This is a genomic window from Burkholderia sp. MS389 (assembly GCF_016899425.1).
GTDB classification, from domain to species: domain Bacteria; phylum Pseudomonadota; class Gammaproteobacteria; order Burkholderiales; family Burkholderiaceae; genus Burkholderia; species Burkholderia sola.
Genome location: NZ_CP045995.1, coordinates 924,112 through 943,863, shown reverse-complemented (window position 1 = coordinate 943,863; position 19,752 = coordinate 924,112). Strand labels below are relative to the sequence as shown.

At 66.8% G+C, this 19,752-nt stretch carries 18 protein-coding genes; 11 read left to right on the top strand and 7 right to left on the bottom strand.

Translation table 11 applies throughout. The features are described from left to right. Positions 1–12 precede the first annotated feature (12 nt). Positions 13–1,341, top strand: coding sequence for a dicarboxylate/amino acid:cation symporter (locus GJG85_RS20635; RefSeq protein ID WP_050012002.1), 1,329 nt, complete (start codon positions 13–15; stop codon positions 1,339–1,341). A gap of 3 nt (positions 1,342–1,344) precedes the next feature. Here the strand turns inward: GJG85_RS20635 and GJG85_RS20630 are convergent, their stop codons facing one another. Further along, positions 1,345–1,734: a DUF3331 domain-containing protein gene (locus GJG85_RS20630; RefSeq protein WP_089489507.1), complete on the bottom strand. Its 390-nt coding sequence runs from the start codon at positions 1,732–1,734 to the stop codon at positions 1,345–1,347. A gap of 44 nt (positions 1,735–1,778) precedes the next feature. Then, complete coding sequence (locus GJG85_RS20625) at positions 1,779–3,071, bottom strand: NAD(P)/FAD-dependent oxidoreductase (RefSeq protein WP_204384341.1); 1,293 nt, start codon at positions 3,069–3,071, stop codon at positions 1,779–1,781. Between the two features lie 145 nt (positions 3,072–3,216). On the opposite strand from GJG85_RS20625, the gene GJG85_RS20620 reads away from it, so the two are divergent. Next, positions 3,217–3,876, top strand: coding sequence for a TetR/AcrR family transcriptional regulator (locus tag GJG85_RS20620; protein ID WP_050011999.1), 660 nt, complete (start codon positions 3,217–3,219; stop codon positions 3,874–3,876). 24 nt (positions 3,877–3,900) lie between these two features. On the opposite strand, the gene GJG85_RS20615 is transcribed toward GJG85_RS20620, so the two are convergent. Continuing rightward, positions 3,901–4,812 carry a LysR family transcriptional regulator gene (locus GJG85_RS20615; protein WP_050011998.1) on the bottom strand — a complete coding sequence of 304 codons (912 nt, stop codon included), beginning with the start codon at positions 4,810–4,812 and terminating at the stop codon, positions 3,901–3,903. Between the two features lie 108 nt (positions 4,813–4,920). Here GJG85_RS20615 and GJG85_RS20610 point away from each other — a divergent pair, with 108 nt between their 5' ends. Further along, positions 4,921–5,682, top strand: coding sequence for an SDR family oxidoreductase (locus tag GJG85_RS20610; protein ID WP_050011997.1), 762 nt, complete (start codon positions 4,921–4,923; stop codon positions 5,680–5,682). A gap of 24 nt (positions 5,683–5,706) precedes the next feature. Here the strand turns inward: GJG85_RS20610 and soxR are convergent, their stop codons facing one another. After that, positions 5,707–6,186 (bottom strand): redox-sensitive transcriptional activator SoxR, encoded by a 480-nt coding sequence (gene soxR, locus GJG85_RS20605; protein ID WP_050011996.1) that lies wholly within the window; start codon positions 6,184–6,186, stop codon positions 5,707–5,709. A gap of 79 nt (positions 6,187–6,265) precedes the next feature. Here soxR and GJG85_RS20600 point away from each other — a divergent pair, with 79 nt between their 5' ends. The 6 genes from GJG85_RS20600 to GJG85_RS20575 all read left to right on the top strand — a co-directional run bounded on the left by GJG85_RS20600 (position 6,266) and on the right by GJG85_RS20575 (position 15,184). After that, complete coding sequence (locus GJG85_RS20600; protein WP_050011995.1) at positions 6,266–7,465, top strand: efflux RND transporter periplasmic adaptor subunit; 1,200 nt, start codon at positions 6,266–6,268, stop codon at positions 7,463–7,465. A gap of 13 nt (positions 7,466–7,478) precedes the next feature. Continuing rightward, positions 7,479–10,652: a multidrug efflux RND transporter permease subunit gene (locus GJG85_RS20595; protein ID WP_050011994.1), complete on the top strand. Its 3,174-nt coding sequence runs from the start codon at positions 7,479–7,481 to the stop codon at positions 10,650–10,652. Beyond that, the gene (locus tag GJG85_RS20590; RefSeq protein WP_089489503.1) at positions 10,649–12,160 is read left to right on the top strand and encodes an efflux transporter outer membrane subunit; all 1,512 of its coding nucleotides are present in this window, start codon (positions 10,649–10,651) and stop codon (positions 12,158–12,160) included. Before GJG85_RS20595 ends, GJG85_RS20590 begins: the two co-directional genes overlap by 4 nt. Before the next feature lie 164 nt (positions 12,161–12,324). Beyond that, positions 12,325–12,780 (top strand): MarR family transcriptional regulator, encoded by a 456-nt coding sequence (locus tag GJG85_RS20585; protein WP_050011992.1) that lies wholly within the window; start codon positions 12,325–12,327, stop codon positions 12,778–12,780. Between the two features lie 166 nt (positions 12,781–12,946). Continuing rightward, entirely contained in the window at positions 12,947–13,594 is a 648-nt protein-coding gene (locus tag GJG85_RS20580; protein WP_089489502.1) for a glutathione binding-like protein, read from the top strand. A 339-nt stretch (positions 13,595–13,933) separates the two neighbouring features. Beyond that, positions 13,934–15,184, top strand: a complete 1,251-nt coding sequence (locus GJG85_RS20575) for an MFS transporter (RefSeq protein ID WP_204384339.1) — start codon at positions 13,934–13,936, stop codon at positions 15,182–15,184. Between the two features lie 364 nt (positions 15,185–15,548). On the opposite strand, the gene GJG85_RS20570 is transcribed toward GJG85_RS20575, so the two are convergent. Then, on the bottom strand, positions 15,549–15,920 hold the full coding sequence (locus tag GJG85_RS20570) for a YXWGXW repeat-containing protein (RefSeq protein WP_050011988.1): 372 nt from the start codon (positions 15,918–15,920) through the stop codon (positions 15,549–15,551). A gap of 584 nt (positions 15,921–16,504) precedes the next feature. Between GJG85_RS20570 and GJG85_RS20565 the strand changes: the two genes are divergently transcribed. Continuing rightward, positions 16,505–17,626, top strand: a complete 1,122-nt coding sequence (locus GJG85_RS20565; RefSeq protein ID WP_050011987.1) for a porin — start codon at positions 16,505–16,507, stop codon at positions 17,624–17,626. Between the two features lie 176 nt (positions 17,627–17,802). Here the strand turns inward: GJG85_RS20565 and GJG85_RS20560 are convergent, their stop codons facing one another. Further along, positions 17,803–18,201, bottom strand: a complete 399-nt coding sequence (locus GJG85_RS20560) for a GreA/GreB family elongation factor (RefSeq protein WP_050011986.1) — start codon at positions 18,199–18,201, stop codon at positions 17,803–17,805. Between the two features lie 510 nt (positions 18,202–18,711). On the opposite strand from GJG85_RS20560, the gene GJG85_RS20555 reads away from it, so the two are divergent. Beyond that, a complete protein-coding gene (locus tag GJG85_RS20555; RefSeq protein ID WP_050011985.1) occupies positions 18,712–19,041 on the top strand; it encodes a DUF4148 domain-containing protein in 330 nt (109 codons plus the stop codon). Between the two features lie 157 nt (positions 19,042–19,198). Here GJG85_RS20555 and GJG85_RS20550 read toward each other — a convergent pair whose 3' ends face one another. After that, entirely contained in the window at positions 19,199–19,660 is a 462-nt protein-coding gene (locus tag GJG85_RS20550) for a CBS domain-containing protein (protein WP_050011984.1), read from the bottom strand. Positions 19,661–19,752 lie beyond the last annotated feature (92 nt).

Here is a 19,752-nt window from a genome sequence, read left to right as displayed (position 1 = left end):
GCGAATTCCCTCATGAACAAACGAATGTCTGCGGCAGGCTGGATCCTGCTCGCGATGGCAGCCGGCATCCTGATCGGCTACCTGATCTATACGCAGCTTCCGGACAAGCAGTCGGCCGCGGAAATCGCCGGCTACATCTCGCTCGTGTCCGACGTGTTCCTGCGGCTCATCAAGATGGTGATCGGCCCGCTGGTGTTCTCGACGCTGGTCGTCGGCATTGCGCACATGGGCGACGCGTCGTCGGTCGGGCGCGTGTTCGTGAAGGCGCTCGGCTGGTTCGTCACCGCGTCGCTGATCTCGCTGCTGCTCGGCCTGCTGATGGCGAACCTGCTGCGGCCCGGCGAGAACCTCGGCCTGCCGCTGCCGGACATCGGCGCGTCCGCGCATCTGGCGACGTCCAAGTTCACGCTGAAGGATTTCGTCGGCCACATGGTGCCGAAATCGATCGCCGAGGCGATGGCGAACAACGAGATCCTGCAGATCGTCGTGTTCTCGATGTTCTTCGGCATCGCGCTGGCCGCACTCGGCGAGCGCGGCAAGATCCTCGTCGCCGCGATCGACCAGCTCGCGCACGTGATGCTGAAGATCACCGGCTACGTGATGAAGCTCGCGCCGCTGGCGGTGATGGCCGCGATGGCGTCGACCGTCGCGGTCAACGGGTTGTCGATCCTGCTGAAGTTCGCGGTGTTCATGGGCGACTTCTACGTGAGCCTCGTGCTGCTGTGGGCCACGCTCGTCGCGGCCGGGCTGCTGTTCCTCGGCCGCCGCGTGTTCAAGCTGCTCCTGCTGATCAAGGAAGCATTCATGCTGTCGTTCGCGACCGCGAGCTCGGAAGCCGCATATCCGAAGATCCTCGACGCGCTCGACCGTTTCGGCGTGCGCCGCAAGATCTCCAGCTTCGTGATGCCGATGGGCTATTCGTTCAACCTCGACGGCTCGATGATGTACTGCACGTTCGCGTCGCTGTTCATCGCGCAGGCGTACAACATCCACCTGTCGCTCGGTACGCAGATCACGATGCTGCTGATCCTGATGCTGACGTCGAAGGGGATGGCCGGCGTGCCGCGCGCGTCGCTCGTCGTGATCGCCGCGACGCTGCACCAGTTCGACATCCCGGAAGCCGGACTGCTGCTGATTCTCGGCGTCGACACGTTCCTCGACATGGGCCGCTCGGCCACGAACGCGGTAGGCAACTCGATCGCCAGCGCGGTAGTCGCGAAGTGGGAAGGCGAGCTGATGTCGGAGTCCGAAGCGAACGCGCATGCCGCGCATCTCGATGCCGAACTCGAACGGCAGAACCGCGCTCCGGCCTATGGCGCCGGTCAGACCACGTCGACCTGATGCTCAGCCCGCCAACGCGTCGTCGATGCACGCCGCGAGCACCATCGCGGCGGCGTTGCCGGGCGTCGAGCCGAGCAGTTGCGGCGCATAGACGCTGTCGCCGATCTCGATCGGTCGCCCCGACAGCGCGCACACGCCGCGCTTGCGCGTCGTGAACAGGCGCCACTTCTGGTAGCCGTAGTGTCCGGTGCAGGCGTCGCACCACGAAATCATCGCGGTGTCGGCCGTGGGCCGTTCGAGCACGCTGATGGTCGGCTTGCTCGTCGCGTCCCACGACGGCAGCCGGTCGCGCGTGACGCTGCGCCGCCGCGGCTCGCCCCACGAGACGGACGGCATGTCGAAGCTGCCGATTGCGGCGACGGTCATGAGCCAGGGCATTGCACGGTTGTTCATGTTTCTGTTCCTCGAAACGTTACGCGGTGCCGCGACGCGCGGCATCACGACAGGCGGATGCGCGGCTGCACCCAGCCGTTGATCCGTTCGGCGATCCACAGCAAGGTCGCCTTGGAGAAGCCGTGCAGCGCCTGCTGGTGCCGCCGATAGAGCATCAGGTGGCTGAACTGCGCGAAACGCCCCTGGATGAAGCCACCGCGGAAGAACCCGAACTGCCCGAGCGAGCCGAACGCGTCGTAATCGCTGATCGACACCAGCGCGCCGAAATCGTGGAACGCGAACGGCGGAATCGGCGTGCCGTCGAGCCACGCGGGCAGGTGCTTCGCGAGATGCTCGGCCTGCTGCGTCGCGACTTGCGCCGTCGGCGGCAGCGGCCGTTCCTGGCCCTCGAGCTGCAGGCTCGCGCAATCGCCGATCGCGAACACGTGTTCGTCGCCGCTCGCCTGCAGCGTGGGGCTGACGACGATCTGGTTCGCGCGGTTCGTGTCGAGCCCGCCCAGCCCCTGCATGAAATCGGGCGCCTTCACGCCGGCCGCCCAGACCATCAGGTCCGCTTCGGCGAACGAGCCGTCGCCGTAGTGGAAACCGTTCGCGTCGGCCGACGTGACGCGCGTCGACGTCAGCACGCGAAAGCCGATCTGTTCGAGCCGCCGCTGGGCCGACGCGGAAATCCGCGGCGGAAACGCGTTGAGGATGCGCGGGCCGCTTTCGAGCAGCGTGAGCTGCAGCCGCTCGCGCACCGTTTCGTCACCGTACGCCTGCGCCACTTCCAGCAAGCGGCTGAGCTCTGCCGCGAGTTCCACGCCCGTCGCGCCCGCGCCGACGATCGCGACGCGAAACGGCTCGTCGCGCGCGATGCTGCGGAACACGCGCATTCGCAACGCTTCGTTGAAGGTCTCCGCCTGCTGCTGGCTGTCGATGAAATAGCAGTGCTCGCGCACGCCGGGCACGCCGAAATCGTTGGCCTGGCTGCCGAGCGCGAGGATCAGCACGTCGTAGTCGAGTTCGCGTGCGTCGATCACCACGTCGCCGTCCTGCGAGCGGATCTCGCCGAGCTGCACGCGGCGGCGCGCGCGATCGAGCCCCTTCAGTTCGCCGGGCTGGTACGTGTAGCCGTGGTCGCGGGCATGGGCGAGGAAGATCACCTGTTGCTGCTGGACGTCGCGCGTGCCGGCCGCGATCGTGTGCAGCATCGGCTTCCAGATGTGCGTCGGACTGCGGTCGACGATCGTGATCTGCGCCCGCCCGGACCGGCCGAGACGCTCGCCCAGACGGGTCGCGAGCTGCAGCCCGGCGATCCCGCCGCCGACGATGACGATACGTGTAGGGGTTGTCATGGATAAATCATCACGTGATGAATAAGGTATGATCCTAGCGCTTCCCGGCTCCGCGTGTCAACGGAGCGGGGCAAGCCGCCCGATTCCGGGCCGGGAAACCGGCGCCGGATACGGGCATTCGAATCGTTCAAGGAGCAGGAAAAACGTGGCAGAAGTCACTGAGCGCGCGCCGTCGAAGCGGCGTACGCGCGGACGGCCGTCGGCGGATGCATCCGTCGGTCCGGACGTGATATTGCGGGCCGCGCGCCGCACGTTCGCGAAGCGCGGCTACGACGCGACGAGCGTGCGCGAAGTCGCGCGCGAGTTAGGGATCGACGCGGCGCTGATCGCCCATCACTTCGGTGCGAAGGAAACGTTGTGGCTGGCGGTCGTCGAGCAGATCGTCGAGCTGGCCGAACCGATGTTCGACGCGCTGCGCGCGTTGCGCACGTCGCCGCTGCCGCATCGCGACCGCGTGCGGCGCGCGCTCGAGCTGTGCGTCGATCACGAATTCGCCGAGCCGGATATCGGCATGTTCTTCTCGACCGCGGCGACCGAGGAGGGCGCGCGGCTCGATCGGCTGCAGGAGCGGATCGTGCGCCCGTATCACGACGCGATGTTTCCGCTGATCGCGGACGCGGTCGAGGCCGGCGCGATCCGTCCGGTCGATCCGAACGTGCTGTTCTTCATGATCGCGAGCGCGATCGGCACGACGGTGTCGTACAGCCACATGATGCTGGAGTACACGTCGCTGCCGACGCGGCCGGAGGCGTTCCGCGAGGCCGTGCTCGGCGTCGTGTTCAACTTCCTCGGCGACCGGGACTGAGCGCCGCGCGCGCGATGCGCGCGGTCACGTCGCCGCAACCAGGCCCAGTTCGTGCACCGCGTTTCGCGCGGTGTCGCGCAGCGCATCGACGAGCGGCGACGGCGTACGGTACGCGAGCGCCACTTCGTACGCGAGCGGGCTGCCCGCATCCTTCAGTTCGCAGAACGCAATGCCTTGCGGATGCATTGGCACGAACAGGCGCGGCATCAGCGCGACGCCGATGCCGCCGGCGACGAGCCCGGCCGTCGTCTGCATCTGGCGCGGCTGCTGGACCACGCGCGGCGCGAAGCCCGCCTGCGCGCACGCCGTCACGATCAGCGCGTGCATGCCGGGCCCGTGGTGCGCGGCAAACATGACCCACGGTTCGTCCGCCAGCTCGGCCAGCGCGATGCGGCGGCGGCGCGCGAGCCGATGCCCGTCCGGCAGCGCGGCCACCATCCGGTCGCGCAGCAGCGGCTCGACATGCACGTCGCCGGCGTCGGCCACCGGCAGCACGACGAGGCCGACGTCGGTGCGGTCCTGACGCAGCGCAAGCACCTGCTCGGCGGTCGTGCCTTCTTCCAGCTGGAAATCGACGTCGGGATGCCGTTCCTGGAACGCGCGCAGGATCAGCGGCAACAGCGCGTTCACCGTGCTGTCGACGAAACGCAGCCGCAGCGTGCCGCCGAGGCCGGCGCCCGCCCGGCGGGCCACGGCCACCGCGCGCTCGGCCTGTTCGAGTGCGCGCCGTGCTTCGAGCAGGAACGCTTCGCCGGCCGGCGTGAGCCGCGCGCCGCGATTGTCGCGTTCGAGCAAGGCGACGCCCAGTTCGTCCTCGAGCTTGCGGATCGCCGCGCTGAGCGGCGGTTGAGCCATGTGCAGCCGTTCGGCCGCGCGGCGGAAGCTGAGCGTTTCGGCCACTGCGATGAATTGCCGGAACTGGCGCAGATCGATCATGCGATACCTTCCATGTATCAGTAGATCATCGAATTCGTATTTTACCTATCACTCCGAGCTGCCCAGAATGTCCCTGTCGTCAACCGTCGATACTCAGGAGGACAGATCATGACGGGCAATGAACAGCAACGCACGGCAATCGTCACGGGCGGGTCGAGCGGGATCGGTTTCGCGATCGCGAGCCGGCTGGTGCAGGACGGGTATCGCGTCGCGATCGTCGGGCGCGATGCGGCGAGGCTGGAGGCCGCCGTCGAGCGTCTCGGCGGCGCAGCGATCGGGCAGGCCGGCGATCTGAGCGTCCGGCGCGACGCGCAAGCGGTGGTCGCCGCGATCGTCGCGCGATGGCCGCGCATCGACGTGCTGGTCAACAATGCGGGGCGCACCGGGCGCGTCGGCGCGGATACCGAAGCAGGGGAGGCCGAGGCCGTATGGGATGCGGTGCTCCATGCGAACCTGAAAAGCCTGTTCCTGACGACGATGGCCGTGCTGCCGCACCTGGCCGACCGTGCCGCGCGAATCGTCAACATCGGCTCGATCGCGGCGCGCGCCGGCAGCCTGTTGCCGGGCGGCCTCGCGTATGCGGCCGCGAAGGCCGGCGTCGAAGGCTTCACCGTCGCGCTGGCGCGCGAACTCGGGCCGCGCGGCGCGACGGTCAATACGGTCGCGCCCGGCTATATCGCCGGCACGCACTTGTTCGGCGATAGCGGGGTCGCGCCGGCCGTCGCGGCGATGATCCGCGCGCAGACGCCGGCCGGCCGCGCCGGGCAGCCGGACGACGTCGCCGATGCGGTCGCGTGGCTCGCCGGGCCGCGCGCATCGTTCGTCACGGGCGCGACGATCGCGGTGAACGGCGGCTGGCGCGTCGGATGATGCATGGCGCGCGCGGCCTGCGTGTCATTCGGAATCGATCGGCGGCTTGTCGCCGAGCCAGCGCCGCGCGCCGGGCCCGTTGCGGCCCGCGCGGTCTTCCGGGTTGGTCAGCTTGCAGCGTTTCAGGGACAGGCAGCCGCAGCCGATGCATTCGTCGAGGTTGATGTAGAGCCGCTGGAGCTCCTCGATGCGGCTCGCGACACGCTGCTTCCACCCGCGCGACAGCCGCTGCCAGTCCTTGTTGCTCGGCGCCGTGTCCTCGGGCAGGCTGACGAGCTGCTCGGCGATCTCGTCGAGCGAATAGCCGATCTTCTGTGCGAACACGATGAATGCGATCAGCCGCAGCACTGCGCGCGAATAGTGGCGATGGCTCGAGCCGTTGCGGTGCGACTTGATCAACCCGCGCATCTCGTAGAAACGCAGCGTCGACGCCGGCACGCCGCTGCGCGCGGCCACTTCGCGGATCGACATCAGCGGCCATTGCGGGGTTTCCTGGATACCCATGACACCCTCCGGGAAAGCTTGACTTGAAGTTAACTTCAACTTTTATGCTACGCGGCAGTTTAACCCGTCGCGAGGCATCATGCTCTCCTTTTCCCTACGCAGGACGCCGCCTTTGGGCGCCGCCTGCGCCCTGTTGCTGGCGTTGTCGGGTTGTCACGACGGCAAAGGTACATCGTCGGCCCAGCCCCTTCCCGAAGTTGGCGTCGCTACCGTCGCGCCGCGTACCGTCCGCCTCGCGGACGAATTCAACGGACGCGTCGAAGCGGTCGACGCGGTCGAGCTGCGGCCGCGCGTGAGCGGCTATCTGCAGCGTGTCGCGTACAAGGAGGGCGACGTGGTCGCGCAGGGCGCGCTGCTGTTCGAGATCGATCCGCGCCCGTACCGCATCGCGCTCGACCGTGCGAATGCGCAGCAGCAGCGCGCCCGCGCGGCCGCGAGCCTCGCGAACGTGCAGCTCAAGCGCGTGCAGACGCTGATCGATGCGCATGCGACGTCGCAGGAAGAACTCGACAATGCGCGCGCCACCGCCGAGCAGGCGCGCGCCGATCTGCAGGCGGCCGATGCGGCCGTGGCCGACGCGAAGCTCAATCTCGGCTTCACCGAAGTGCGCGCGCCGATCGCGGGCCGCGTCGGCCGCGCGGTCGCGACCGTCGGCAACCTCGCGCGCGCGGACGACACGCTGCTGACGACCGTCGTGTCGCAGGATCCGGTCTACGTGTATTTCGATTGCGACGAGCAGAGCTACCTGCGCTACAACGCGCGGCGCGCCGATCCGGCGCATCGCGCGATCGGCGCCGATCCGGTGCGCGTCGGACTCGCGAACGAGACGGGCTTCCCGCATGCGGGCACCGTCGATTTCCTCGACAACCGGCTCGATCCGCAGACCGGCACGATTCGCGCCCGCGTGCGGCTGCCGAATGCGGACCATACGTTTACGCCGGGCCTGTATGCGCGCGTGCAGCTCGTCAGCGGCCGCGACCAGGATGCATTGCTGGTCGACGACAAGGCCGTGCTGACCGACCAGGATCGCAAGTACGTGTACGTGCTCGGCCCCGGCGACAAGGCGCTGCGCCGCGACGTGGCGATCGGCCGCGAACTCGACGGCGAGCGGATCGTCGAGAAGGGGTTGCAGGCGGGCGATCGCGTGGTGGTCGACGGCGTGCAGCGCATCTACTATCCGGGCGCGCAGGTGAAGCCGAAGGCGCTGCCCGTGCGGGCGGTGGACTCCGGCGCCGGTACGCAGGCCGTGGCCGATGCCGGCACGCCTGCCTCGCGATAACGGGAGCCACGTGATGGATTTCTCCCGATTCTTCATCGACCGGCCGATCTTCGCGGTCGTGCTGTCGATCGTCATCTTCGCGCTCGGCCTGATCTCGATTCCGATGCTGCCGGCCGGCGAATATCCGGAGGTCGTGCCGCCGAGCGTCGTCGTGCGCGCGACGTATCCGGGCGCGAACCCGAAGGAAATCGCCGAATCGGTCGCCGAACCGCTGGAAGAGGCGATCAACGGCGTCGAAGGCATCATGTACATGAAGTCGGTCGCCGGTTCGGACGGCAGCCTGCAGGTCGTCGTCACGTTCCTGCAGGGTGTCGATCCCGATACGGCCGCCGTGCGCGTGCAGAACCGCGTGAGCCAGGCGCTGTCGCGCCTGCCCGACGAAGTGCGCCAGTACGGCGTGACCACGCAGAAGCAGTCGCCCACGCCGCTGATGTACGTGAGTCTCTACTCGCCGGACAACAGCCGCGATTCGCTGTATCTGCGCAATTACCTGACGCTGCACGTGAAGGACGAGTTGTCGCGCCTGACCGGCATCGGCGACGTCGGCGTGTACGGCTCCGGCGACTACGCGATGCGGCTGTGGCTCGACCCGAATCGACTTGCGTCGCGCGGGCTCACCGCGAGCGACGTGATCGCGGCCGTGCGCGAGCAGAACGTGCAGGTGTCGGCCGGCCAGCTTGGCGCGGAGCCGTCGCCGAAGAAGAACGACTTCCTCGTGTCGATCAACGTGCGCGGCCGGCTGCGCACGGTGCAGGAATTCAGCGACATCGTGCTGCGCAACGGCGACGACGGCCAGGTCGTGAAGCTGTCCGACGTCGCGCGCATCGAGCTCGGCGCGGGAGACTACACGCTTCGCTCGTATTTCAACGACAGGCATTCGGCCGTGGTCGGCATCTTCCTGTCGCCGGGCGCGAACGCGCTCGACGTCGCGAAAGCCGTGTATGCGAAGCTCGACGAGCTGTCGAAGCGCTTCCCGCCGGGCGTCGCGTATCGGCCCGTGTGGGACCCGACCGTGTTCGTGCGCGAATCGATCCGCGCGGTGCAGCACACGCTGATCGAGGCCGTCGTGCTGGTCGTGCTCGTCGTGATCCTGTTCCTGCAGACGTGGCGCGCGTCGATCATTCCGCTCGTCGCGGTGCCGGTGTCGGTGGTCGGCACGTTCGCATGGCTGTACCTGCTCGGCTACTCGATCAACACGTTGACGCTGTTCGGGCTCGTGCTCGCGATCGGGATCGTCGTCGACGATGCGATCGTTGTCGTCGAAAACGTCGAGCGCAACATCGCACGGGGCCTGAGCCCGCGCGATGCCGCGCATCAGGCGATGCGCGAGGTGTCGGGGCCGATCGTCGCGATCGCGCTCGTGCTGTGCGCGGTGTTCGTGCCGATGGCGTTCATGTCGGGCGTCACCGGCCAGTTCTACAAGCAGTTCGCGGTGACGATCGCGATCTCGACGGTGATCTCCGCGATCAACTCGCTGACGCTGTCGCCCGCGCTTGCCGCGAAGCTGCTGCGTCCGCACGGCGCGCCGAAGGATGCATTGACGCGCGCGCTCGATCGCGCGTTCGGCTGGCTGTTCCATCCATTCAACCGTTTCTTCGAGCGCAGCTCCGATCGCTATCACGGCGTCGTCGGTCGCACGCTGAAGCGGCGCGGCGTGGTGTTCGCGGTCTATGCGATGCTGCTCGCGGCGACCGCGCTATTGTTCAATGCGGTGCCCGGCGGTTTCATCCCGGTGCAGGACAAGCTGTACCTGTTCGCGGGCGCGAAGTTGCCGGAAGGCGCGTCGCTCGCGCGCACCAGTGCGGTGACCGAGCAGATGACGAAGATCGCGCTCGGCACCGACGGCGTCGAGATGGTGCCGGCGTTCGCGGGGCTGAATGCGCTGCAGGGCGTGAACACGCCGAACATCACGAACTCGTACGTGATCCTGAAGCCGTTCGACCAGCGTCATCGCAGCGCCGCGCAGATCAACGCGGATCTGAACGCGCGCTTCGCGGCGATCGATGGCGGCATCACCTATGCGCTGATGCCGCCGCCGATCCAGGGTCTCGGCAATGGTTCGGGCTACTCGCTGTATCTGGAGGATCGCGGCGGCCTCGGCTACGGCGAATTGCAGAAGGCGCTCAGCGCGTTCCAGGCCGCGGTCGCGAAGACACCGGGAATGAGCTATCCCGTCAGCTCGTACCAGGCGAACATCCCGCAGCTCGAGGTGAAGGTCGACCGGCTGAAGGCGAAGGCGCAGGGCGTCGCGCTGACCGATCTGTTCAATACATTGCAGGTGTATCTCGGCTCGATGTACGTGAACGACTTCAACGTGTTCGGCCGCGTGTATCGCGTGATGGCGCAAGCGGATGCCGGCCACCGGCAGACGGCCGCCGACATCGCGAACCTGCGCACGCGCAACGCGAAGGGCGAGATGGTGCCGATCGGCTCGATGGTGACGGTCGGGCCCGCGTACGGACCCGACCCGGTCGTCCGCTACAACGGCTATCCGGCCGCCGACCTGATCGGCGACGCCGATCCGAAGACGATGTCGTCGTCGCAGGCGATCGCGAAGCTGCAGCAGATCGCGAAGGACGTGCTGCCGCCGGGCATCACGCTCGAATGGACCGACCTCAGCTATCAGCAGGTCACGCAGAGCAACGCGGCGATCGTCGTGTTCCCGCTTGCCGTGATGCTGGTGTTTCTGGTGCTCGCGTCGCTGTACGAGAGTTGGACGCTGCCGCTCGCGGTGATCCTGATCGTGCCCGTGTGCATGTGCGCGGCGCTGTTCGGCGTGTGGCTGTCCGGCGGCGACAACAACGTGTTCGTGCAGGTCGGACTCGTCGTGCTGATGGGGTTGGCGTGCAAGAACGCGATCCTGATCGTCGAATTCGCACGCGAGCTCGAGATCCAGGGCAAGGGAGCGGTCGAAGCGGCGCTCGAAGCGTGCAAGCTGCGGCTGCGTCCGATCGTGATGACGTCCGTCGCGTTCATCGCGGGCTCGGTGCCGCTGCTGATCGGCAGCGGCGCGGGCAGCGAGGTGCGGGCGGCCACCGGCGTCACCGTGTTCGCCGGGATGCTGGGCGTCACGCTGTTCGGGCTGTTCCTGACACCCGTGTTCTACGTGGCGATCCGCAAGCTCGCGGGCGGCACGCCGGCCGTCTGGAGCGAACAGCACGGCACCCTCGAAGGAGAAAACCGATGAGCGCCGCTTTCCGTCTTTCCGCGCTCGCGATGTCGGTGACGCTGGCCGCCTGCGCGGTGGGCCCCGATTTCAAACGGCCTGAAACGGCCACCGCCGCGCGGTTCGTGCGCGATGCTCACCCGGCGACGCAGCGCGACGCGGCGCCGGCCGATGCACAGCCAAGTATACCGCCCGATGCATCGGCGGCGGCCGATGCCGCGTTCTGGCACGGCTTCGGCGATCCGGCGCTCACGCAGTTGATCGATGCGGCGCTCGCGGCGAACCAGGACTTGCAGGTCGCCGTATCGCGCTACGACGCGTCTAACGCGTTGCTGTCACAGGCGACGTTCGACCGCTATCCGACGCTCACCGCGAGCGGTCAGATCGGCCATCGGCTGACGAGCAAGGACCAGGCGTTCGGCGCGCCGCGCAGCCAGCGCGATACGCCGATATCGAGCGTCGGCATCAATGCCGCGTGGGAATTCGACCTGTTCGGCCGCGTGCGCCGCTCGATCGAGTCGCAGCGCGCGGAGACGGCGGCCAGCGCGGCCGACGTGCGTGCGGTGCGCGTCGCGATCGCGGGCGAGGTCGCGAGCACGTATGTCGACCTGCGCGGCTCGCAGGAGCGGTTGCGGATCGCCCGCGAGAACGCCGACAACCAGAAGCAGACGCTCGCGCTGATCAATGCGCGCGTCGGCGCGGGACGCGGCTCGGAGCTCGATGCGGCGCGAGCACGCGCGCAGTACGAATCGACGACATCGCGGATCGCCGTGTACGAAGCCGCGATCGGCGTCGACGAGCATCGGCTCGCGGTGCTGACCGGGCGGACGCCGGATGCGTTGATCGGCCGGTTCGACTGGCCGAAGACGGCCGCGCCGGTGCCGTTGCCGGCGCTTGCCGTCGACATCGATCCCGGCACGCCGGGCGACCTGCTGCGCCGCCGTCCCGATGTCGCGGCCGCCGAGGCGCGGCTGCATGCGGCGACCGCGCGCGTCGGCGTAGCGACCGCCAACCTGTTTCCGCGCTTCACGCTGTCCGGGCTGCTCGGCAGCGCGACGAGCAGCTACGGGTTCTTTCGCGCGGGCAGCGACACGAACCTGATCGCGCTCGGCATCGACTGGTCGTTCCTCGACGTCGGCCGCGTGCGTGCGCGGATCGCCGCGAGCGACGCGGAAGCGGCCGGCCAGCTTGCGCAGTACCGGCAGACCGTGCTCGGCGCGCTCGAGGAAACCGAGAACGCGTTGCTGCGTGTTGCCCGAACGCGTGACGAGACCGCGCACCTCGTGCGCGCGGCCGACGACAGCGCGCGTGCCGCACAGCTCGCGCAGGCCCGCTTCTCCGCCGGCGCAATCGACTACTACGAAGTGCTCGACGCGCAGCGGACGCTGCTGCAGGCGCAGGATGCGGCGGCCGACGGGCGGATGCGCAGCGCGGCGTCGACGGTCGCGTTGTACAAGGCGCTCGCGGGCGGCTGGCCGGCGGGCACAGGCCAGGGCCCACAAGGCCCGCTCGCTCGGTCGGGGAAGTAATGCGAGCAGTGCGGCGCGGCGGTCGTGGCGCCGCGTCGCGCGACGAAACGCTTGCCTTGCCGATCGGTGGGCAACGCCTAGGCGATTGCAGGCGCATGAAAGGGCCGTCGTTCTCGCGGTAAAATTTAATTGCAACTGCAATCAAGCGAGAGGAACGACCTGACATGAACGCAACCGAACCCGATCTGTGGTTCTCGTTCGTCCGCGCGCACCGGACGATGATCCGCGAGATCGAGCGTCGCCTCGCGGCGGCCCGCCTGCCTGCGTATGCGTGGTACGACGCGCTGTGGGGGCTCGAAAGCGGCCCCGACGGTACGCGCCGCATGCACGAACTGGCCGACGTGCTCGCGATCGAGCGCTACAACCTGACGCGGCTCGTCGACCGACTCGAACAGGAGGGGCTCGTGACGCGCACGCGTTCGGCGGACGACGGCCGTGCCGCGTTCGCGAGCATCACCGACAAGGGGCGGACGCTGCGCAAAAAGATGTGGAAGGTGTACCAGTCGACGGTCGCCGAGCTTTTTCTCGACCAGTTCACCGGCAAGGAGCGGGCGGCGATGGCCGCCGCGCTCGATCGTGCGACCGCTGCGGCCCGCGACGCGGCAGCCGACGCGAAGTAGCGGTATCCGGCGTACCGAGCGGCCGTGCGCCGCGCGGGCGCACCGGGTCGCACAGTCCGCATGTCCCTCCTTCGAGTACTGGCATGTCCCAACGCCGTCGTTTTCGGCATAGGATTGCAATTGCAACGATTGTAGTTGCAACGATAACCCGATGACAAGGACCGACATGACCTCGACGCACGCTCTCACGTTCTATACGGCCGACACGCCGAACGGACACAAGATCGCGATCTACCTCGAAGAGGCCGGGCTTGCCCACGATCGCGTGCAGGTGAACCTGTCCGCCGGCGAGCAGCGCAGCCCGGCGTATCTCGCGATCAATCCGAACGGCAAGATCCCGGCTATCGTCGACCACGACACGGGGCTCGCCGTATTCGAATCCGGCGCGATCCTCAGCTATCTCGCCGCGAAGACGGGTTGCCTGCAGCCCGAAACGCTGGCCGAGCGCACGGCGGTCCAGCAATGGCTGCATTTCCAGATCGGCGGGATCGGGCCGATGCTTGGCCAGCTGTGGTGGTTCCTGCGCGCATCGAAGACGGGCAATGCGGAAGCGATCGACCGCTACCGGAAGGAGGCGCTGCGTCTCTACGGGGTCGTGAACGGCCGCTTGTCGGAATCGGCGTATCTCGCGTCGTCGCGGTATTCGATCGCCGATATTGCGGCGTTTCCGTGGCTGCGCACGGCGGCCGAGCTCGATCTCGACATTGCCGGTTTCCCGCACGTCGAGCGCTGGCTTGCCAATATCGCCGCGCGGCCGGCCGTGCAACGCGGCCTGATCGCATGCCGCGCGTCGACGGCCGAGGCGGCGCACTGACATCGCATCGGCCGCGCCGCGTGGACCATGGTCGCAATAAATCGCTTCGTGTTATCCAGTCGAACGAGAGCGCCGCATGCGGACGGCGTGCGGCGTCGTTCGGGCTGCTCGCCAGCGTGTTCATGCACGACGGCGCGCCGTGCGTGGTCGCGCGCCGACGATTTCAGCGCGAGCCGCTGAGCGTCGCGTAGCGGCCGCACGGCATGGACGGCGATCCCTCGGCGCGGGCCGTCCAGGGTATCGCACGAGCCGATGCTTAGCATCGCGGCCGGCTGCCTACCGCGGCCGCCGCGCGATCATTACGCTGGGGCGATCATCCACTCTGTCCGGAAGGTCGCCATGTCCCGGCTCGACTACACACTGCTCGGCCCCTGTCTGCTCGCCATCGCGCTCGACGCGATGGGATTCGGGCTCGTTTATCCGATGATGTCCGCGATCTTCAGCGATCCGCACGCGGGCATCCTGCCGGCCGACACCGGCGCGCATGCGCGCAATTTCTATCTCGGCCTCGGCTACGGGATCTACCCGCTGTGCATGTTCTTCGGCTCGTCGCTGATGGGCGAACTGTCCGACCGCTACGGCCGCCGCCGGATCCTGCTGCTGTGCGTGCTCGGTCTCGCGGCCGGCTACGCGATGATGGCGGCCGGCGCGTGGCACGCGAGCATCGCGCTGCTGCTGGCGGGCCGCGGGCTCACCGGCCTGATGGCCGGCTGCCAGGGCATCGCGCAGGCGGCCATCACCGATCTCAGCACGCCCGACACGAAGGCGTACAACATGAGCATCATGTCGCTCGCGTTCAGCGCGGGCGTGATCGTCGGCCCGGTGCTCGGCGGCGTCACGTCCGACCGGACGATCTCGCCGCTGTTCGACTACGGCACGCCGTTCGTGCTGGTCGCCGCGCTGTCGCTGATCTGCGCGTGCTGGACCTGGGCGTCGTATCGCGATTCCGCCGCGCCGCGCGGCGATACGCGCATCGATCCGCTGCTGCCGCTGCGGATCATCGGGGAGGCGGCGCGCCAGCGCAACGTCGCGTTCCTGTCGATGGTGTTCTTCTTGATGCAAGTGGGCTACGGGCTCTACCTGCAGACCATCATGCTGCTGTTGCAGGCGAAGTTCGGCTATACGAGCGCGCGGCTCGGGCTGTTCAGCGGCGTGATCGGCATCTGCTTCGTGTTCGGCCTGCTGTGCGTCGTGCGACTGATGCTGCGCGTGTGGCGCGTGATCGATATCGCGAAGACGGGCCTGCTCGTCGCCGGGCTTGGCCAGATCCTGTCCGCGTTGTTTCCGCACGAACCGATGCTGTGGGCGCTCGCGATGGTCGTCGGCTGCTTCGACATAGTTGCGTACACGACGATGTATACGGCGTTTTCCGACGCGGTCAGCGACGATCGGCAAGGCTGGGCGCTCGGCGTCGCGGGCTCGGTGATGGCGGTCGCGTGGGTCGTGACGGGCGCGCTGACGAACCTGCTACCCCTATTCGGCGAGACGGGGCTGCTGCTGATCGGCGGCGCAGGTTTCCTGCTCAGCTTCGCGATGATGGTCGCGTATGGCCGCACGCGGCCGGGTGCGCGAGCGGCAATGTTGTCGTAGGCGGCTCGCACGTACGTTAGCCTGCCCGCGGCGACGATCCGCTGGGCCCACGGACATCATCGCGCGATCTGCGCGGCGTGCCGTCGTGCGCGCGAGCTGGAAGGGGGCGCTGAGCGCGGTGCACGCATCGGTCCGTTGGCGGGCGGTAAGCGGCAGACGAGTGCGCGGGCGGCGAGCATGGCCGAATGCATTCGCATCGCCACGGCATGATTTCGTTATTCGAATGATGTCGCCGAATGGCGGCCAGACGATAGGTTGACCGTAGCGCGGCTGCCGTAGCGCACGATTCCGTGGCGCGGACGGCGCCGGCTCTCGCGCACGGTCCGGCTCCGGACCTTCATCGACCGGGGAGCCGGACCGCTGCTTACCGCCACGAACCGTCGACGTAGACCCACACCGGCCCCTGCCGGCGCCAGTAGCCGGGCATCCAGCGACGTCCGGGGCGCCGTGCGACCCAGCGGCCGGACACCCATATATAGCGGCCATGCTGCCAGCGCCAGTAGCCGTCCGTCCATATATAGCCGTGCGGCCGTGGCGGCGGCGGGCGACGGTCGTGGCGTGCCGCCGGGGGTGCGAAGCCGGGGCGATCCGCATACGGCGGCCCGCCGGGAACGCGGTGCGGGCCGGATGGCCGGTACGCGGGCGGGGCGGGCTGGGCCGAGGCGGCACGCAGCCAGCCGGTGCCGGCGAAGGCTGCGGTCAATCCGATGGCGCGCAGCAGCGAGCGTCGATTCATGGCGGTTCCCGTTCTGTATCCAAGACCGCCTTACATTAGCCTGCCGTCAGGCCCGCCGGGTTACGCGGGCGGTCAAGGCTGTTACCGAGTGTCACGGCAGGCGCGAGCCGCCTTCCCTTTCTGCCGGCCGACGGGATCTCGCCGTGGCACTGGCGCCGCCCGTTGTTGACGGGTCGGCGGGACGTTTCGGAGGCAGATCGGCCAATATTTGAGATTGATTTGGGTAACAATTACCGATTTTGGGGTGCCGAACCGAATCCGTTTGTTGTTTCTATGCAACCGTCAAGACGATGACATGTAAGAATGGTGCGATGAAAGCCTCCAAAAAGGGCTCGTCAAGAAGTCAAAAACAAACGTTAAAACAAATACTTATGACGCGTCCCCACTTTCATTATTTCTAGTTCTGGAAAAGCTTATTTCTTTATTTGCGGATCGCTCCCCTAGGGTACACCCCTAAACTCACGGTTCCCAAACGGGCAACTATCCGGGCGCCGCCAGCAGGACCGATGGCGCTCCCGGGCGGTTGCAGACCGTTTATGAACAAGGTCGCGAGACCTGCCTCTTTTTAGAAGGGAGCTCCACGAATGAACAAGACTCTGATCGTTGCAGCAGCTGCAGCATCGTTCGCTACCGTCGCTCACGCGCAAAGCAGCGTCACGCTGTACGGCGTGCTGGACGCAGGCATCACCTACACGAGCAACGTCCAGCCGGCACTCGGCCAAGCTGGCAAGTCGCGTTGGGCGATGGGTTCGGGCATTGACCAGAGCCGTTTCGGCCTGCGTGGCTCGGAAGACCTGGGTGGCGGCCTGAAGGCAATCTTCACGTTGGAAAGCGGCTTCAACATCGGTAACGGCCGCTTCGCGAACGGCAACGGCGGCATGTTCAACCGCCAGGCTTTCGTCGGCCTGTCGAGCCAGTACGGCACGGTCACGCTGGGTAAGCAGTATGACGCAACGCAAGACTACCTGGCACCGCTGACGGCAACGGGCTCGTGGGGCGGCACGTACTTCGCGCACCCGCTGAACCTCGACCGTCTGAGCACGAACGGTGACGTCGCACAGAACAACACGATCAAGTTCACGAGCGCGAACTACGCTGGCCTGCAATTCGGCGGCACGTACTCGTTCTCGAACAACACGAACTTCGGCAACAACCGTGCGTACAGCGCAGGTGCTGCATACCAGTTCCAAGGTCTGAAGCTGGCTGCTGCATACTCGCAAGCGAACCTGGGTGACGGCACGAACGCAAACGGCGCGACGTCGTCGGCGATCGGTGGCATCGCTAACCAAGGCCGCGTCCGCACGTACGGTGCTGCTGCTGGCTACGCATTCGGCCCGGCACAAGTCGGCGCTGCATGGACGCAAGCACGTCTCGACAACAACGCAGTTGCTGCAGGCACGCTGCGCACCGACAACTACGAAGTCAACGCGAAGTACAACCTGACGCCGGCTCTCGGCCTGGGTGCTGCTTACACGTACACGAACGCGAAGATCAACAACGGCAGCACGCACTGGAACCAGTTCGGCCTGCAAGCTGATTACGCACTGTCGAAGCGCACGGACGTCTACGCACAAGCTGTGTACCAGCGTGCAGCGAAGAACGGCATCGGCGCGTCGATCTACAACGGCGACAGCTTCAACAACAACCTGCCGAGCTCGTCGATCAACCAAACCGCAGCAACGGTTGGTCTGCGTCACCGCTTCTAAGCGTGACGGGCGGGGTAACCCGCTCCGCAGCATCGAAAAGGCGCCTTCGGGCGCCTTTTTTTTGTATGCGGAAGGCGATGACGATAATCCGGATCGTCTGGATGCAAAAAAGCGAGGCCCGTGCCTCGCTTTTGTCGTTCTGCGCGCGTATGGCGGGGCGCTGGCCGGCCGTTAGCTCAGCGCGTGTATTCGCCGTTGGCTTCCGGCTGGAACACGATCGCGGCGACCTTCATCAGCTTTTCGGCGCCGCTGGGCTGCATTACCTTGACCATCTGGCCGCGCTGCGTGCCCAGCAGCGCCATGCCGACGGGCGAGAACACGTTCAGGCGCCCGCGTTCGAGGTTGGCGGCGTCCGGATAAACGATCGTCCACGTGGCCTGTTCCTGAGTTGCTTCGTCGAGCAGCGTGATTTGCGAGTTCATCGTGACGACGTTCGCCTTGATGGCGTCGGGCTGGACGATATCCGCGCGTTCGAGCAGCGTGTCGAGCATGGTCTGGAAGCGCGGGTTGTGCTCGGCGTGCTTTTCGAGGCGGGCGACGTCGAGTTCGGTCAACTGGTAAAGGCGTTGTTTCATGGTGGTTCTCCAAATGATCGGCAGGGGCAGGCGTGGCGTGCCTATGAGGATCGCCCGGAGCCTGTCTAACCTGGCTCCGGGTGGAGACCGTGCGGTCAGATCAGGCGCCGGGCAGGGGCGAGCGGCGCCTGGGCCGTGCGTCGAGCGAGGGGATGCGCCGGCTGGCTGGCGCGCGCGCACACGCCGGCCGGGCCGGACGGCGAAACCGAAAGGGACGTGAGCGCGTACATGGTGGATGGAATATCGACTGGCGAATAAAACCTTACGATTCTACAACACAACCTTCCGGGCATGTGATCTGACTGTCGGCGTTTCGTCAGCGATTGTTGTGCAGGTGAGGCAAGTTGGAGCGGCCCTGTTCCGAAACAGTGGGCGATCTTTTCCAAAAACGCAACGCTGTATGTTCAAACTAAGGGTTTCCCCTTGGGGTGGCGAGCACTACACTGGATTCAATCGCTTCAGACAGTCCTGCCGAGGCGACGTCAAAACAGAATATTCCGGAGGTAAATCATGAAGTCGATCATCTACGCAGCCATCGCCGCATCCGTCCTTGCCGCTCCGATCGCATCGTTCGCGCAATCCGAGCAGGGGTTGACCCGCGCGGAGGTCAAGGCCGAACTCGTGCAACTCGAGCAGAACGGCTACAAGCCGGTGGCGAGCGATTCGCAATATCCGAGCGACATCCAGGTCGCCGAGCAGCGCATTCAGCCGAACCAGCCGATGCTCGCGCAAGCCGATACGAGCGGCTACGGCGCCGTGGCAACGGGCGCCGCGCAAGGCGGCCGCCGCGTGACGCGGGAAGCGCCGAATCCCGTGAATTCGGTCTACTTCGGTAATTGATTGAACGTCCCCGGGTCTGCCCGAGCGCACCGCTGAATTGACGAGACGCGCGCCGGTCGCGCGCGTCGTTCGCCCGCAGGAGCAGAACCTCCGTCGCCGCATGCCGGCGGCTTTCCGCCCAGACGCTGACGCGTTTGGGCCTTTTTTGCTGGGCGGATCAGGCGGACGTGACGTTGGGCGTGCCGTGGATGTAGTGTTCGAGCTGGCTGATCGTGAACTGCTGATCGGCAATCACGCTCTTCACGAGGTCGCCGATCGAGATCAGGCCGACCAGCTTGCCGCCGTCGAGCACGGGCAGGTGGCGCATCCGGTGCTCGGTCATCAGCGCCATGCACTCGTCGGTGGATTGCGACGGTTCGACGTAGCGCACCTTCGCCGTCATGATTTCCTCGACGCGGGTGGCTTTCGACGAACGGTCCTGCAGGACGATCTTGCGCGCGTAATCGCGCTCGGTGACGATGCCCGCAATGTCGTCGCCGTCGACGACCAGCAGTGCGCCGATGCCCTTTTCCGCCATCAGCTTGATGGCGTCGTAGACGAGATCGGTCTTCGTGACGGTGTAGATGGTGCGGCCCGAATCCGGCTTGGCCTTGAGAATCTGCGCGACAGTCGTGCTCATTCGCTTTCTCCGTGTGCAGTCGATGCAGGGCAGTCGGGGCGTGATGCGCGTCACCCGGTGAGCCCAGTATAGCCGGGCGGGCGGCGGCAGTC

Bases quoted from the DNA above. Each gene is read 5' to 3' on its own strand.
- GJG85_RS20635 (WP_050012002.1), top strand. From the start codon at position 13: ATGAACAAACGAATGTCTGCGGCAGGCTGGATCCTGCTCGCGATGGCA.
- GJG85_RS20630 (WP_089489507.1), bottom strand. From the start codon at position 1,734: ATGAACAACCGTGCAATGCCCTGGCTCATGACCGTCGCCGCAATCGGC.
- GJG85_RS20625 (WP_204384341.1), bottom strand. From the start codon at position 3,071: ATGACAACCCCTACACGTATCGTCATCGTCGGCGGCGGGATCGCCGGG.
- GJG85_RS20615 (WP_050011998.1), bottom strand. From the start codon at position 4,812: ATGATCGATCTGCGCCAGTTCCGGCAATTCATCGCAGTGGCCGAAACG.
- GJG85_RS20610 (WP_050011997.1), top strand. From the start codon at position 4,921: ATGACGGGCAATGAACAGCAACGCACGGCAATCGTCACGGGCGGGTCG.
- soxR (WP_050011996.1), bottom strand. From the start codon at position 6,186: ATGGGTATCCAGGAAACCCCGCAATGGCCGCTGATGTCGATCCGCGAA.
- GJG85_RS20600 (WP_050011995.1), top strand. From the start codon at position 6,266: ATGCTCTCCTTTTCCCTACGCAGGACGCCGCCTTTGGGCGCCGCCTGC.
- GJG85_RS20595 (WP_050011994.1), top strand. From the start codon at position 7,479: ATGGATTTCTCCCGATTCTTCATCGACCGGCCGATCTTCGCGGTCGTG.
- GJG85_RS20590 (WP_089489503.1), top strand. From the start codon at position 10,649: ATGAGCGCCGCTTTCCGTCTTTCCGCGCTCGCGATGTCGGTGACGCTG.
- GJG85_RS20585 (WP_050011992.1), top strand. From the start codon at position 12,325: ATGAACGCAACCGAACCCGATCTGTGGTTCTCGTTCGTCCGCGCGCAC.
- GJG85_RS20580 (WP_089489502.1), top strand. From the start codon at position 12,947: ATGACCTCGACGCACGCTCTCACGTTCTATACGGCCGACACGCCGAAC.
- GJG85_RS20575 (WP_204384339.1), top strand. From the start codon at position 13,934: ATGTCCCGGCTCGACTACACACTGCTCGGCCCCTGTCTGCTCGCCATC.
- GJG85_RS20570 (WP_050011988.1), bottom strand. From the start codon at position 15,920: ATGAATCGACGCTCGCTGCTGCGCGCCATCGGATTGACCGCAGCCTTC.
- GJG85_RS20565 (WP_050011987.1), top strand. From the start codon at position 16,505: ATGAACAAGACTCTGATCGTTGCAGCAGCTGCAGCATCGTTCGCTACC.
- GJG85_RS20560 (WP_050011986.1), bottom strand. From the start codon at position 18,201: ATGAAACAACGCCTTTACCAGTTGACCGAACTCGACGTCGCCCGCCTC.
- GJG85_RS20555 (WP_050011985.1), top strand. From the start codon at position 18,712: ATGAAGTCGATCATCTACGCAGCCATCGCCGCATCCGTCCTTGCCGCT.
- GJG85_RS20550 (WP_050011984.1), bottom strand. From the start codon at position 19,660: ATGAGCACGACTGTCGCGCAGATTCTCAAGGCCAAGCCGGATTCGGGC.